The following is a 14,432-nucleotide window of genomic DNA, read 5'->3' as shown; positions in this document are numbered from 1 at the left end:
AAATGACAGCCCGTTGCACCCCCTGTTGCTATCCCGTTGCCGAGCCGGTTGCCGGGGAAAACCCCTTATTTCCGGGCTTTTCTCCCTTATAACAACCAAAACAACAGAAAAATAAAAGAAAAGTATAAATAGTAATCATCGCCAGATTGAGATTGTTTGCAAGGTCTTTTGAAGCCCGTTGCCGGACTTCGTTGCCGACACCCTCTGTCTGGCTATTTTCATGTATGGAGGATAACTGCCTATGGCAAAAAACAAAACAGAGATTCATGTGACTACTGTGTTTGACGGGGAGCTTGACGCAACCGATGTGTTCGTCAGCCTGATTTCCCAGAAATATGGAAAGACAAATGCAAAAGAATATCTTGCTAAAAAGAAAGATTTGAAGTATAATGAAGATGAGGTTCAAAAGAGCCAGATACCGTCTGGATTGTGTGGGTAAATGGCTATGATGAACGAAATGGAATACAGAACAATCGGTTCGGCACTTGCCGGGGGCTATCGTGCAGCGGTCTATTGCAGGCTGTCAAAGGACGATGACCTGCAAGGCGAAAGTGCCAGTATCGCAAACCAGCGTGATATGCTGGAAAAATACTGCGAAAAGCAGGGATGGGAGGTTGTGGCAGTCTATCAGGACGATGGCTTCACAGGTCTTAATATGGAGCGTCCTGATTTACAGAGAATGTTGAGAGCCATTGAGCGCAGGCAAATCAACCTTGTCATCACGAAAGACCTCAGCCGACTGGGGCGGAACTATCTGCAAACCGGGCATTTGATTGAGGACTTTTTCCCAAGAAACGGTGTCCGCTATATCGCCATGAATGACGGTATCGACACCCTGCGGGATAACAACGATATTGCCCCGTTCAAGAATATCCTGAACGAGATGTACAGCAAGGATATTTCCAAGAAAGTCCATTCCTCTTATCTTCTGAAAGCGCAGAAAGGACAGTTTACCGGGTGTCTTGCCCCGTTTGGGTATCGGAAAGACCCGGAGGACAAAAACCATCTGCTCATTGACGAGGAAACCGCCCCGATTGTGCGACTGATTTTCGGATATGCCCTGAACGGTCATGGTCCGAACTATATCCGCAGACGGCTGGAGGAAGAAAAAATCCCCTGCCCCACATGGTGGAACCGGGAACGGGGGCTTCGCAATACCCGCACCAAATGGGAAAAGAAAGACCCGGAAAACGGGCGGTATATGTGGGACTTCTCCGTTATCAAAGACCTTTTGATGAATCCCGTCTACACCGGGGCGATTGCTTCCCAGAAAAAGGACTACCGTTTCAAAATCGGCACGATTGGGGAAAAGAAGCCGGAGGACTGGATTGTGGTGGAGGGACAGCATGAACCGCTGATTGACCGCATGAGCTTTGACATTGTGCAGAACAAGCTGAAATCCCGCCAGCGTCCGGGGCAGACCAATGAAATCAGCCTGTTTGCCGGACTGATAAAATGCGGTGAGTGTGGGAAGTCACTGACGATACGCTACACAAACGCAAAACATCCCCAGCAGATTTACTCCTGCAAAACCTACAATGCCTTTGGAAAGAACCACTGCACCCAGCACCGGATTGATTATGACACCCTTTACAGCCATGTGCTGCGGAAAATCCGGGAATGTGCCAGAGCCGCCCTGATGGACGGGGAAGCGGTTGCCGACCGCTTGACCAATACCTGTGAAGCCGAGCAGCGGGAACAGCGGGAAGCAATGGAACGCTCCCTCACAAGGGACGAGGAACGGATTGAGGTTCTGGACAAAATGGTAATGCGGCTTTATGAGGATATGATTGCAGGGCGTATCAGTGAACAGAATTTCAACACCATGCTGGAAAAGACACAGACCGAGCAAGCGGAGCTTAAAGCAAAAGTGTCCGAGGGCAGAAAGCGGCTGTCCGATGAAGTCCAGCTTGCCAATGACGCAAAACAATGGGTGGAAGCCATTCAGGAATACGCCAATATCACAGAGCTGGACGCAGCCACCCTCAACCGCTTAATCAAAGAAATCGTCGTGCATGAGCGCATTGACGAAGATAAAACAAGACACATTTCTATCGAAATTCATTTTAATCTCAAACCCATCCCAGAGGTGGAACAGGTCACTGCCTGACCTGTCCCGCCGGGACGGTTCTCTTAAAAACACCATATAGATTTTTTGTACGCCGCCGCCCGCCATCGAGCAGAGTTTTACACCTAATTGGGGATAAAACAGCTCATGGCTGGCGGCGGTGTTGCCCTGATTGGCATCACCCTGATCCCCCTGCTGAGCGGTCTTTTCGGCTAATCTTTTCCGGGCGGCGATTGCCGCCCCGTACATATTTACTTGCAAGCATTTCCAGCCCCTCCGTGGCAAACGGATTTATTATTATAAAGGAAGCGCATTGCAAAACGAATATTCACTGTTACCTGAAAGGAAGGCGATTTTTATGCAGATTTTGACTCACCTTATTTTTTTGCTCAACCTGCTCAAGACCCTGATCAACCATTTTTCTTGATGGGTGGTGGCGCTGAGTGGAAACCGTTCTCAAAGCAATCTCTGATTGGATCAAGTCGCTGCTGACAGCGGCGATCATGTCCAATCTCTCCGGCTTGTTTGATGATGTGAACACCCAAGTGGGCAACATTGCACAGCAGGTCGGCACCAAACCATCCAGTTTTGAACCGCGCGTTTTCGCTATGATCGAAGCACTCTCCCGGAATGTGGTGCTGCCCATTGCAGGCGTGATTCTGACTTTTATAGCCTGTTATGAGCTGATAGAGATGATCACCCAGCACAACAACATGGCACAATTTGAACCTGCGCTGCTGATGAAATGGATCTTCAAAACTGCCATTTCGGTTTGGATGATCTCGAATACGTTTGACATCATCATGGCGGTGTTCGACGTGACGCAGCAGGTGGTGGCAAATTCCAGCGGCATTATTTCCGGCAACACAAGGGTCAACGACATCGGGCTTTCCATGCTGCAATCCAGCATGATGCAGATGGACGTAGGACCCCTGTTTGGGCTGTTCTTGCAGTCCTTCTTCATCGGCATCACCATGCGCATCCTCTCTATCGTGATTTTTGTCATCGTCTACGGAAGAATGATTGAGATATATTGCATGGTAAGCCTTGCACCCATCCCTATGGCAACTTTCGGCAACCACGAGCAATCCCATGTGGGACAGAACTACCTTCGTTCTCTGTTTGCGCTGGGATTTCAGGGCTTCCTGATCCTGATCTGCGTGGCGATTTACGCTGTTCTGCTTCAGAATGTTGCCATATCCGGGGATGCCATCAACTCGATCTGGAGCATCGTGGGGTACACGGTGCTGCTGTGTTTTACGCTGTTCAAGACTGGTTCCGTTGCCCGGAGCATTCTGGGCGCACACTGAGGGGGTGAAAATTTGGCAGCTTATATTTCCGTGCCGCGCGATTTCAGCAAGGTGAAGTCCAAAGTGGCTTTCAATCTGACCGCTCGGCAGCTTATCTGTTTTGGTGCAGCGGCAGTCGTGGGCGTGCCGCTGTTCTTTGTTCTGCGGGATACCGCAGGCAATTCCGGTGCTACCCTCGGCATGATGGCAGTCATGCTGCCCATGTTCTTTCTGGCGATGTACCAGAAGAACGGCCAGCCCGCCGAAAAGATCCTGTGGTACTACCTTCAGGCGCGCTTTGTTCGCCCGAAGGTGCGTCCGTACCAGACCCGCAATTACTATGCACTGCTTATGAAGGGAGATGACGCCCATGATTCCGTTTCTGAAAAAGAATAAGGACGGCAAGAAGCCGCCCAAGCCCACGGTGCCCCGCACGGCGCAAGAGAGCATCCCGTTCCAGCGGATGTTTGAGGACGGCACCTGCCGTGTCCGTCCCGGCTACTACACCCGCACCATCCAGTATCAGGATATCAACTATCAGCTTGCGCAGCAGGAGGACAAGACCGCCATCTTTGAGGAATGGTGCAGTTTTCTCAACTTTTTCGACAGCTCTATCCACTTTGAACTGTCCTTTGTGAACACCGCCACCGATTCCGCAGACTTCGAGAAGTCCATCCGCATCCCGTACCAGCAGGATGGCTTTGACGATGTGCGCGCCGAGTACAGCCAGATGTTGCGGCAGCAGCTTTCCAAGGGCAACAACGGCTTGACCAAGACCAAATTCCTGACCTACGGCATCGAGGGCGACAGCATGGAACAGGTCAAACCCCGGTTGGAGCACATCCAGAACGACCTGATGAACAACTTTCACAGGTTAGGCGTTCTGGCAAAGCCGCTGGACGGTACGGAGCGTCTGCGGCTGATGCATGGGATGCTGAACATGGATGGAGCCAACAAGTTCCACTTCAACTGGAAAGACCTTGTGCCCAGTGGTCTGTCCGTAAAGGATGCCATTGCCCCCACTGCGCTGGCGTTTAAGAACAGCCGTACCTTTCAGATGGGCGGCATCTTCGGGGCGGTCAGCTTCCTGAATATTACGGCTTCTGACCTGAGCGACCAGCTTTTGAAGGATTTCCTTGATATGGATTCCAGCCAGATCGTTACCATGCACATCCAGTCCGTTGACCAGAACAAGGCCATCAAAACCATCAAGCACACCATTACCGAACTCGACCGCAGCAAAATCGAAGAGCAGAAGAAAGCCGTCCGCGCCGGATATGATATGGACGTTCTGCCGTCTGATTTGGCGACTTATGGCAGGGATGCCAAGGCACTTTTGAAGGAATTGCAGAGCCAGAACGAGCGGATGTTCCTTGTCACTTTTCTGGTGCTGAACACCGGAAAAACCGAGCAGGAACTGGAAACCAACGTGTTTCAGGCGGTCAGCATTGCGCAGAAGCACAACTGCGAACTGTGCCGTCTTGACTTCCAGCAGGAGCAGGGGCTGATGAGCAGCCTGCCACTGGCAGACTGCCAGATTGAGATCCAGCGCGGTCTGACCACCAGCAGCACAGCGATTTTTGTGCCGTTTACCACACAGGAGCTGTTCGACAACGGCAAGGAAAGCCTGTATTATGGCTTGAACGCCCTGTCCAACAACCTGATTATGGTTGACCGCAAAAAGCTGAAGAACCCCAACGGTCTGATTCTGGGCACTCCCGGTTCCGGTAAATCCTTTAGCGCAAAGCGTGAGATCTGTAATGCGTTCCTCGTGACGGACGATGATATCATCATCTGTGACCCGGAATGTGAGTACGCTCCGCTGGTGGAGCGTCTGCATGGGCAGGTCATCCACATCAGCCCTGCCAGCACCCAGTATATCAACCCGATGGACATCAACAGCAACTATTCGGAAGAGGATAACCCGCTGGCTTTGAAAGCCGACTTTGTACTGTCCCTGTGCGAACTGGTGGTGGGCGGCAAGGAGGGCTTGCAGCCAGTGGAAAAGACGGTCATTGACCGCTGCGTCCATGTGATCTATCGCAAGTATTTCGAGAATCCCACCCCGGAAAATATGCCGCTGTTGGAAGATCTGTACAACGCCCTGCTGACGCAAGACGAACCGGAAGCCCGCCATGTGGCGGCTGCGCTGGAAATCTACGTTAAGGGCAGTCTGAACATTTTTAACCACCACACCAACGTGGATATCAATAACCGCATCGTCTGCTTTGACATCAAGCAGCTGGGCAAGCAGCTCAAAAAGCTGGGTATGCTCATCGTGCAGGATGCCGTATGGGGGCGTGTGACCGCCAACCGCAGTGCCGGAAAATCCACCCGGTACTATGCAGACGAGTTCCATTTGCTCTTGAAGGAAGAGCAGACTGCTGCTTATTCCGTGGAGATTTGGAAGCGTTTCCGTAAGTGGGGCGGCATCCCGACAGCCCTGACGCAGAACGTCAAAGATTTGCTGGCAAGCCCTGAAGTATCGAACATTTTTGAGAACTCGGACTTTGTGTATATGCTCAATCAGGCCAACGGAGACCGACAGATTCTCGCAAAGCAGCTCAACATCTCGCCCCATCAGCTTTCCTATGTGACCCACTCCGGCGAAGGTGAAGGGCTGCTGTTTTTCGGTAACGTGATCCTGCCCTTTGTTGACCACTTCCCGAAAAACCTTGAACTCTACCGCATCCTCACGACCCGCCTTTCCGAAGTTGCGGAGGCTCAAAAGCATGAGTGAGAAACAGCCAAAGCTGAAATTTGAGGAGGACAAGGAGCGCACGGCCACGCGCTCCCCTCCGAAAAAGTCCAAAGTGGAGCAGTCTAAGACCCAAAAGCAGAAGCTGAAACTGGACGCAGATAAAGCTGCGGAAAAGGCGCAGCACCTGCGTTTTGGTAAAGCTGAAATTACCCCGGATGAAGCATCCCGCATGACAAAGCAGCAGAAACGTGCTATGTATGCCGCCGCTGCCGCCCGGTCTGCGGTGCATCGGGAGGTTGACCAGTACGAGGACGACAATGTGGGCACACAGGCGTTAAGCGAAGGCGAAAAAGCGGCAGGAAATGTCCGTGATATTTCCAAGAGCAGATACGCCAGAAAACTGAAAAAGAAAGCCAAGATGCAGGGCAAGAAGGGTGCCAAAACCGCAAAATCTTCCCCGCAGAAGCCGACTGCGGCACAAGATGCAGGCGCATCCGGCACCGGCGAGGGCAGTTCCAACTGGCTTTCACGCTGGAAACAGCGGCAAGAAATCCGTAAAAGTCACTATGCCGCCGCCCGTTCGGGCACAGCGGCGCAGACCGCAGGCGGTCAGAAAGCTGCATCCAGTGGTGTTCCTGCTGCAAAGTCCAGTATGGAGCAGGTCATCGACAAAGGAAAATCGGTGGTCAGCACCGCAGTCAACGGCATTGCCAATTTTGCAAAAAACAACGCGCACGTTCTTTTGATCGTGGGCGTTTTTCTTTTGCTCTTGCTGCTGGTCATGTCAGCATTTTCGTCCTGTACCATTCTGTTTTCCGGCACGACGCAGGTATCCGGGCAGACCATCTATACCGCAGAGGACCGGGACATCCGGGGAGCCGAAACCGACTACAAGAAGCTGGAAAAGGAGCTGGACAAAAAGATCAAGCGCACCCCCACCGACCACCCCGGCTACAACGAGTACCAGTATCACCTTGAACCCATCGAGCATGACCCATGGCAGTTGACCTCTTTTCTCACGACTCTCTATGACGATTACACCCGGTCAGAGGTGCAGGGCAAGTTGAAGGAGACCTTCAAAAAGCAGTACAAGCTGACCACATGGGTGGAGGTGCAGATACGGTATAAGACCGTCTGGGTCATCAGTCCGGCAGGAATCCCAGTCCCTACGCAGGTGCCCTATGAGTACCGCATCTTCCACACCAAATTGGTGAACAGAGGGCTGGAAGTGGTTATCCGGGAGGAACTGGACAACGACCAGTGGAAACGCTATGAGATCTTTCAGGATACGCTGGGTGGTCGGCCTTATCTGTTCAACGGCGGTCTGCCGCCCGGTGGCTCCGATGGCTCCGGCACACCCGGCATCGACTATCAGGTTCCTGCGGAAGCCCTGACGGACAGCGAGTTTGCCGCTATCTACAAGGAGGCGCAAAAGTATGTGGGCACGCCCTACGTCTGGGGCGGTTCTACCCCGGAAACCGGGTTTGATTGCTCCGGCTACGTTTGCTGGGTCTACAACCAGAACGGCTACAATGTGGGGCGCACCACCGCCAACGGTCTGTGGAACAAGAGCCAGCACATTTCCGAAGCCGAAGCAAAGCCCGGCGACCTTGTTTTCTTTGAAGGAACGTATGATACGCCGGGGAAAAGTCATGTGGGCATCGTGCGTCCAGTAAGGACGATAGTAGAAGTAGAGAAAGGAGGCTGTGGCTAAGGTACTACCCCGCAAAGCAACGCGGGAATCCACCTGCTTTACCGAAAATCGAAAGATGTACGGGAAAAGAGCACGGCAGGAAAGCGGCAAGTTGCCTAAAGACAATCGGGCACGACTGAACCGCAAGGATAAGTGAATACAAGGATAAAACTGAATTGTTTAAGGTGAGTTCCAAGCCCTTGTTACGTGTGGGCAAAGGAAAATTGTCTGAAACCTTTGGTACAGGGACCATAGGAAATAAATTCCTTCCTATGGGTTGCTAATCCCCTGTACGGCACGTCGGAGAACCGATAGTAACGGAACAAAAGCATATCCGATAATTCACATTGACCTACTACTATCGTCAACTGGAGATTGTCTAAACCGGAGCGCTTGAAAAAGCTATGTGTAATGCAGCAATGTGATAAATTTCAAAGCTATGCTAGAAAGATGACACTGAAAATCCGGCATGACAACGGAGCTTCTGTAGTAGTCCGAGAATCCTGAATTGACAGGAAAAGCCGTAAAATCGGATGCGGGAAAGCCGCTCACATGGCGAAGAGAAGCAGTTTTATTGCGCATTAAAATCAGAAATTGATTAGAGAGGAAAGCCTCAATGAAGTCAACAATGGAGATTTTAACCAAATTACAAGAGAATTCCCAAAAGAACCAAGATGAAGTGTTCACACGACTGTACCGCTATCTTTTGAGGCCGGATATTTACTTCATCGCCTACCAGCATCTTTACTCCAATAAGGGTGCAGGAACGAAGGGCGTGAATAATGATACGGCTGATGGATTTAGCGAGCAGTATGTGACAGCCATCATTGAAGCATTGAGAACAGGGTCATATGAACCCAAGCCGGTACGCAGAACCTATATTCAAAAGAAGAACGGCAAGCTGCGCCCGCTGGGACTTCCTGTATTCGCTGACAAGCTGGTGCAAGAAGCTATCCGTATGATTCTGGAAGCCATCTACGAGCCAATTTTCTCTATCTATTCCCACGGCTTTCGACCGGGCAGGAGCTGCCACACAGCACTTGCCATGATCAAGCATGAGTTTACCGGAGCAAAGTGGTTCATTGAGGGCGACATCAAGGGATGTTTTGATAACATCGACCATTCCACGCTGATTGGTGTGCTGAACCGAAAAATCAAGGATGCTCGCTTTTTGAACTTGATTCGTCTGTTTCTCAAATCCGGCTATATGGAAGACTGGGATTTCCATGAAACCTATAGCGGATGCCCGCAGGGTGGAATCATCTCCCCGATTCTTGCGAATGTCTACCTGAACGAACTAGACAGGTATATCATGCAGCTGAAGAAGGAATTTGACCACGGATACAATCCGAGAAACTTTACGGAAGAATACAACACGATAAGGCGCAAACGAGATGCACTGCATGAGAAAATCAAGAAAGCTGAAGGAACAATGCGGGAGCAGCTGATTGCTCAGCACAAGCAACTGACAAAGCAGTTGTTTCGGACACCTGCAAAAGCGTGTACCGATAAGCGATTGAAATATGTTCGCTATGCAGATGACTTTCTGATTGCAGTCAATGGGACAAGAGAGGAATGCGAAGCGATTAAGGCAAAACTCGCGGATTTTGTCCGGGACACTCTGAAAATGGAGTTGAGTCAAGAAAAGACCCTTATTACGCACAGCAATACTCCTGCCCGATTCCTTGGTTTTGATGTTCGGGTGCGCAGGGATGCCAGTGTCAAACGCTCTGGAAAACGAAAAATGCGCACTATGAACAACAAAGTGGAACTCAATATTCCACTGAAAGATAAGGTGGAGACCTATTTGCTGTCCCATAGCATCGCTAAAAGGGATGGTAAGAGGTTGATTCCTATTCATCGCCCAATTCTGCTGAACCGCACGGATTTGGAAATCGTAATGATTTATAATGCGGAACTCCGAGGACTCTGTAACTATTATGCCATTGCAAGCAACTTCAACAAGCTCGTTTACTTTGGTTATCTGATGGAATACAGCTGTCTGAAAACACTCGCAAACAAGCATCGCTCCCGAATTGCTAAGGTTCGTTATGAATACAGAGATGGGACTGGCGCATGGGGTGTTCCGTATGAAACCAAAAAGGGAAAACGCCGTATGATGTTCGCTAAGTACAGCGATTGCAAAGGCAAAGATTTGACGGAAAAAGTGCCCGATTTGGCGTATCGCTATTCGCACAACACAACATCCTTCGAGGAACGTCTGAAGGCCAAAGTCTGTGAAGTCTGCGGCTGTACAGACAGCGATAGCTATGAAATCCACCATGTAAACAAGGTCAAAAACCTGAAAGGTAAAGCTGATTGGGAAAAAGTCATGCTGGCAAAGAGGCGCAAGACAATCGTTGTGTGCCACAAATGCCACATGAGAATTCATCATGGAACTAAAACGGAATAACTTTTGAAATGGAGCAAAAAATGGGGAGCCGTGTGCGTTGAGAGGCGCAAGCACGGTTCTGGGAGAGGTCTGTGCAAACCTGTCGTAGAAATACGATAAGGCGGCACTTTCCTACTCTACTACCTTGGAAACGGCAAGATGGTGTCTGCCGGAGACCCCATAAAGTATGCTGATATTCACTCGTCCTACTGGCAGAAATACCTGTCCGGTTTTGGACGGCTTTCAAAATGATTGGAGGAAGAAATGAGCGAAAAACTCGATAAACTGCGCGCTTCTCTGGAAAAGGAAAGGGAGCGTCGCATTAAGATCAACACTCGCATTGAAAGCCTTGAGCGGCGGATTCAGGAAGCAGAAGCTGCCGAGGTCAACGAGATGGTGCGCACCGCCAAGGTCACGCCGGAACAGCTTGCCGCCCTGCTGCGCCAGTCTGCAACTTCCACCCCGACCCCGGCTGCGCTGTCCGCAGTCGGTGCTACGTTCAACAAGGAGGAATCTGATAATGAAGATGATGAATAAGTTCTGTGCCCTGATGTTGTCGGTGGCACTGTGCGCTGGCATGGCGGCTCCTGCTTTTGCCTATGGCGGTGAGCCTGTGGAGGAAGTGGAACAGCCCGTCCTGACTTCTACCACCGATGAAGAAGATGTGGTCACCGTGACCGATGAGGAAACCGGTGCTCTGACCCCGGAGGGCAATCTGACGATGGTGGACGATTACCACACCAGTTATTCGGATGGCTCTGGCCAGCAGTTCATCACGCTGGTGTCGAAGTCTGGCAACACATTCTATCTGGTCATCGACCGTAACGACAAGGGGGAAAACACCGTTCATTTCATGAATCTTGTGGACGAAGCCGACCTTCTTTCCCTGATGGAAGATGAAGATGCCGATGCCTACACCGCTGAAAAAGAAGCGGCGACGCAGGCAGAACAGGAGCGCAAACAGGCCGAGGAGGATGCGAAAAAGGCTGCGGAAGAAGCGGTGGCATCCGGTTCTGAACAGACTGGTGGCAACAAAGTTACGAAGTATGCTGCTACGTTCTTAGGCGTACTGGCACTGGTCGGTTTGGTTGCTGGCGGTGGCATTTACACCTTTATGAAGCAGAAGCAGAAAAAGCAGGCAGAAAAAGAAGCCCTTGACCCCGATGCAAACTACACTGAGGACAAGGGCGACTTTGAAATCCCTGTGGAGGATGAGCCGGAGGAGACCGGCGAGGAGGATAACGCAGAAGAATAATTCTATTGGCGGCGTTTGCCGCCTTACATATTGCAATCCGAAACAGATTGGAGGGATTCTTATCGCAAAATTGATCGTGGCGGAGAAACCGTCCGTCGCCATGTCCTATGCCAAAGTCCTCGGTGCCACCAGCCGTCAGGACGGCTACCTTGAGGGCAACGGCTATCTGGTGAGCTGGTGTGTGGGTCATCTGGTGGAACTGGCTCCGCCTAATGTCTACGATGCCAAATACGTCAAGTGGAGTATCGCAGATTTGCCCATTCTGCCGCAAAAGTGGCAGTATCTGGTGTCTACGTCCACCAAAAAGCAGTTTGGCATCCTGCAAAAACTGATGCACCGCCCGGATGTAGACAGCATTGTGAACAGTTGCGATTCCGGACGCGAGGGAGAACTGATCTTCCGCTTGGTGTACCAGCAGGCTGGGTGCAAAAAGCCCTTTTCCCGTCTGTGGCTGTCCAGCATGGAGGAATCTGCCATCCGGGAGGGCTTTGCCCACCTCAAACCGTCAACTGAATACGATGCGCTGTACAACGCAGCACTCTGCCGGGAACGTGCCGACTGGATGGTCGGCATCAATGCGTCCCGGCTTTTTTCGTGCCTGTACGGTCAACCGCTGGCGGTAGGGCGTGTTATGACCCCGGTGCTTGCCATGACGGTGGTGAGAGAAGCCGCCATTGCGGCCTTTACCCCGGAAAAATTTTACACGGTGGATCTGGAACTGACCAGCGGTTGCACGGCATCCAGTCGCCGCATTCCTGAAAAATCCGTTGCTGAAAACCTGTTGAAAGCCTGCCGAAAGGAGATGGTAGCAACGATCCAGCGCATCACCCGCAAGGAAAAGTCCGAGAATCCACCATCGCTGTATGATCTGACCACCCTTCAGCGGGACGCTAACCGCTTGCTGGGGTACAGCGCACAGCAGACTTTGGACTATGTACAGAGCCTGTATGAGAAGAAACTTACCACTTATCCCAGAACTGATAGCTGCTATATCACTGACGATGACGAGGAAATGCTGGAGGAACTGACTGAGGAGTTGGAGGATTTTCTCGACATTACCTCGGCAGATGTGGACGAGGCTGTGCCCCGGACACGGCGCACCGTCAACCGGGAAAAAGTCACCGATCACCACGCCATTCTGCCCACTCGCAGTATGCTGCAAGCAAATCTGGACGCACTGCCCAAGGGGGAGCAGAACGTCCTGAAGCTCATCATCGCCCGGACGCTGGTGGCGGTAAGCAAGCCCTTCCGTTATCTGGAAACCCTGCTGACCACCGAATGTGCCGGGGAGGAATTTACTGCCAAGGGCAAGGAGATTCTGGAGGAAGGCTGGAAAGCAGTGGAGCGCAAGGTGCTGGCAGACATCCTGAACCGGAAACAAGAACTCACTGCCCTGCCCAATGCAGCGGAAAACGAGTGTGGCATTCTCAACGCCGAACTGAAGGAGGGGCAAACGTCCCCGCCAAAGCATTTCACCGAGGATCTTCTACTTCATGCGATGGAAACCGCCAGTGCGGACAGTATGCCGGAGGGCGTGGAGCGTCAGGGCATCGGCACTCCGGCTACCCGTGCCGCAACTATTGAAAAACTGGTGCAGAAGGGCTTTCTGGAACGGAAGGGCACCAAGAAAACCAAGGTGCTGCTGCCCACGGATAAGGGCAAAGCCCTCATCACCGTGATGCCCGAAGAAATCCAATCGCCGGAAATGACTGCAGACTGGGAAAACAAGCTGCTGCGCATCGAACGCGGTGAAATGGAGCCGGAAGAATTTATGACTGAGATCAAAGAAATGGTTTCCTCGCTGGTGAATACCACCGAGGCAGTGAAAGGAGCAAATGCGCTTATGAAAAACAAAGTGATTGGTGCCTGCCCGAACTGCGGCACGAATGTTGTGGAGAGGGAAAAGGGCTGGTTCTGTGAGAACCGCGAGTGCCGCTTTGCGCTCTGGAAAGACAACGCCTACTTCAAGCGGCTGGGTAAGCATCTGGATGGCCGTGTGGTGGACAAGCTGCTGCGGGATGGCCGGGTGCGCCTGAAGGACTGCAAGAGTGCCAAGGGCAAGACCTACAATGCAACGGTTCTGCTGTCTGCCGAATCCGATGGCCGCAGCAAGTTTTCGCTGGAGTTTGAGGGTGGTTGCTGATGGAGCAGATAAAAGAAGCGGTCTACCTTATCAACGATGAACGCTATCTCCACCTCCGGGAAAACGGTGCAGGAGTCGGCTTTGCCACCTACAACAAGGTGACCGGCGAGCCGCTGGAAAGTGGGCAGATTTCCGAAAAGAACCTGCCGCCCGATGGCAGGAACGCCATTCCTGCTGCCCGGAACTGGTATCTGTTCGAACTTTCGGACGATGACCGCAAGGCCATCCAACAGGAAAGCGTAAAGATCCTCGAAAACATCCCGCAGGCGGGCATTGGCAGGCGGCGCATCTGGGAGCCGGAAACGCTGCCGAAGGATATTCGTCTCATCAACAGCCACTATGATGACCTCTATCGCATTCCAGATGGCGGCGTGATTCAGGTGGATTACCCGGATGGGCGCAGTTTTACGGCACGGGTGGAACATCTGGATGATTACCACTTTGACATGGGCGGTTTGGGCAATGTGTTCCACATCTGCCAGTTTGCCGAGGTCATGGAGCGGAACCATGCCGACTTCTACCCGGAGATTCAGACACAGGACGAGCAGGCGGCGTGGGAACTGGGCGGCAAAGGCTACCTTGCAATCCAGTCCTATGAGGATGGATGGGACTACACCCTCTACCACAGCGATTATTCTGTGATGGACGGTGGGCAGCTGGATGCCCCGGAACTGACCATTCAGGAAGCCCGTGAGCAGATTCTGGAAGCACACCACATGGAAAAGGGCCGGCGGCTACTGCAGGACTACGATGCAGTCATGGATAAAGTTGCGGAAGCCGAGGAACTGAGTGCAGACCATCGCCCTTCCACACTGGAAAAGCTGGCAGAACTGGCAAGTGATACGTCTGCGCCAAAATCTTCTGCACATTCTGTACCGGAACTGTGAGGTG

General features: G+C 51.9%; 12 protein-coding genes and 2 pseudogenes. 13 read left to right on the top strand and 1 reads right to left on the bottom strand.

Going from position 1 to position 14,432, the window contains the following annotated elements:
- Positions 1-28: 28 nt before the first annotated feature.
- Positions 29-268, bottom strand: coding sequence for a hypothetical protein (locus tag ACKXF7_RS01030; RefSeq protein ID WP_004612762.1), 240 nt, complete (start codon positions 266-268; stop codon positions 29-31).
- On the opposite strand from ACKXF7_RS01030, the gene ACKXF7_RS01025 reads away from it, so the two are divergent.
- From ACKXF7_RS01025 to ACKXF7_RS00965, 13 genes and pseudogenes are all read left to right on the top strand, one after another.
- Positions 242-439 (top strand): hypothetical protein, encoded by a 198-nt coding sequence (locus tag ACKXF7_RS01025; protein WP_002596475.1) that lies wholly within the window; start codon positions 242-244, stop codon positions 437-439. The genes ACKXF7_RS01030 and ACKXF7_RS01025 overlap by 27 nt on opposite strands.
- Positions 440-2,110 carry a recombinase family protein gene (locus ACKXF7_RS01020; RefSeq protein ID WP_006060475.1) on the top strand — a complete coding sequence of 557 codons (1,671 nt, stop codon included), beginning with the start codon at positions 440-442 and terminating at the stop codon, positions 2,108-2,110.
- A 90-nt stretch (positions 2,111-2,200) separates the two neighbouring features.
- Positions 2,201-2,284: pseudogene (locus ACKXF7_RS01015) on the top strand (Maff2 family mobile element protein); the annotation flags it as partial.
- 227 nt (positions 2,285-2,511) lie between these two features.
- Positions 2,512-3,378, top strand: a complete 867-nt coding sequence (locus ACKXF7_RS01010) for a VirB6/TrbL-like conjugal transfer protein, CD1112 family (protein ID WP_423741896.1) — start codon at positions 2,512-2,514, stop codon at positions 3,376-3,378.
- A gap of 12 nt (positions 3,379-3,390) precedes the next feature.
- Complete coding sequence (locus ACKXF7_RS01005) at positions 3,391-3,753, top strand: PrgI family protein (RefSeq protein ID WP_423741895.1); 363 nt, start codon at positions 3,391-3,393, stop codon at positions 3,751-3,753.
- A complete protein-coding gene (locus ACKXF7_RS01000; protein WP_423741894.1) occupies positions 3,728-6,097 on the top strand; it encodes a VirB4-like conjugal transfer ATPase, CD1110 family in 2,370 nt (789 codons plus the stop codon). The genes ACKXF7_RS01005 and ACKXF7_RS01000 overlap by 26 nt, the downstream gene beginning before the upstream one ends.
- On the top strand, positions 6,090-7,772 hold the full coding sequence (locus tag ACKXF7_RS00995; RefSeq protein ID WP_423741893.1) for a C40 family peptidase: 1,683 nt from the start codon (positions 6,090-6,092) through the stop codon (positions 7,770-7,772). Before ACKXF7_RS01000 ends, ACKXF7_RS00995 begins: the two co-directional genes overlap by 8 nt.
- A gap of 595 nt (positions 7,773-8,367) precedes the next feature.
- Positions 8,368-10,164 carry a reverse transcriptase domain-containing protein gene (locus ACKXF7_RS00990; protein ID WP_423741892.1) on the top strand — a complete coding sequence of 599 codons (1,797 nt, stop codon included), beginning with the start codon at positions 8,368-8,370 and terminating at the stop codon, positions 10,162-10,164.
- Positions 10,165-10,284: 120 nt separating this feature from the next.
- Positions 10,285-10,395: pseudogene (locus ACKXF7_RS00985) on the top strand (peptidase P60); the annotation flags it as partial.
- A 12-nt stretch (positions 10,396-10,407) separates the two neighbouring features.
- Positions 10,408-10,680 (top strand): DUF4315 family protein, encoded by a 273-nt coding sequence (locus ACKXF7_RS00980; RefSeq protein WP_015536499.1) that lies wholly within the window; start codon positions 10,408-10,410, stop codon positions 10,678-10,680.
- On the top strand, positions 10,664-11,398 hold the full coding sequence (locus ACKXF7_RS00975; protein WP_423741891.1) for a DUF4366 domain-containing protein: 735 nt from the start codon (positions 10,664-10,666) through the stop codon (positions 11,396-11,398). The genes ACKXF7_RS00980 and ACKXF7_RS00975 overlap by 17 nt, the downstream gene beginning before the upstream one ends.
- A gap of 100 nt (positions 11,399-11,498) precedes the next feature.
- Positions 11,499-13,541 carry a DNA topoisomerase 3 gene (locus ACKXF7_RS00970; protein ID WP_423741890.1) on the top strand — a complete coding sequence of 681 codons (2,043 nt, stop codon included), beginning with the start codon at positions 11,499-11,501 and terminating at the stop codon, positions 13,539-13,541.
- Positions 13,541-14,428, top strand: a complete 888-nt coding sequence (locus ACKXF7_RS00965; protein WP_423741889.1) for an LPD16 domain-containing protein — start codon at positions 13,541-13,543, stop codon at positions 14,426-14,428. The genes ACKXF7_RS00970 and ACKXF7_RS00965 overlap by 1 nt, the downstream gene beginning before the upstream one ends.
- Positions 14,429-14,432: the final 4 nt, after the last annotated feature.

It is taken from the genome of Faecalibacterium sp. 7, assembly GCF_049562865.1.
GTDB classification, from domain to species: Bacteria; Bacillota; Clostridia; order Oscillospirales; family Ruminococcaceae; genus Faecalibacterium; species Faecalibacterium wellingii.
This window is presented reverse-complemented; position numbering and strand designations above follow the sequence as displayed.

Excerpts from the sequence above, each read along its gene's own strand:
- ACKXF7_RS01025 (WP_002596475.1), top strand. The coding sequence starts at position 242 with ATGGCAAAAAACAAAACAGAGATTCATGTGACTACTGTGTTTGACGGG.
- ACKXF7_RS01030 (WP_004612762.1), bottom strand. The coding sequence starts at position 268 with ATGAATCTCTGTTTTGTTTTTTGCCATAGGCAGTTATCCTCCATACAT.
- ACKXF7_RS01020 (WP_006060475.1), top strand. The coding sequence starts at position 440 with ATGGCTATGATGAACGAAATGGAATACAGAACAATCGGTTCGGCACTT.
- ACKXF7_RS01000 (WP_423741894.1), top strand. The coding sequence starts at position 3,728 with ATGATTCCGTTTCTGAAAAAGAATAAGGACGGCAAGAAGCCGCCCAAG.
- ACKXF7_RS00995 (WP_423741893.1), top strand. The coding sequence starts at position 6,090 with ATGAGTGAGAAACAGCCAAAGCTGAAATTTGAGGAGGACAAGGAGCGC.
- ACKXF7_RS00990 (WP_423741892.1), top strand. The coding sequence starts at position 8,368 with ATGAAGTCAACAATGGAGATTTTAACCAAATTACAAGAGAATTCCCAA.
- ACKXF7_RS00980 (WP_015536499.1), top strand. The coding sequence starts at position 10,408 with ATGAGCGAAAAACTCGATAAACTGCGCGCTTCTCTGGAAAAGGAAAGG.
- ACKXF7_RS00975 (WP_423741891.1), top strand. The coding sequence starts at position 10,664 with ATGAAGATGATGAATAAGTTCTGTGCCCTGATGTTGTCGGTGGCACTG.
- ACKXF7_RS00970 (WP_423741890.1), top strand. The coding sequence starts at position 11,499 with ATGTCCTATGCCAAAGTCCTCGGTGCCACCAGCCGTCAGGACGGCTAC.
- ACKXF7_RS00965 (WP_423741889.1), top strand. The coding sequence starts at position 13,541 with ATGGAGCAGATAAAAGAAGCGGTCTACCTTATCAACGATGAACGCTAT.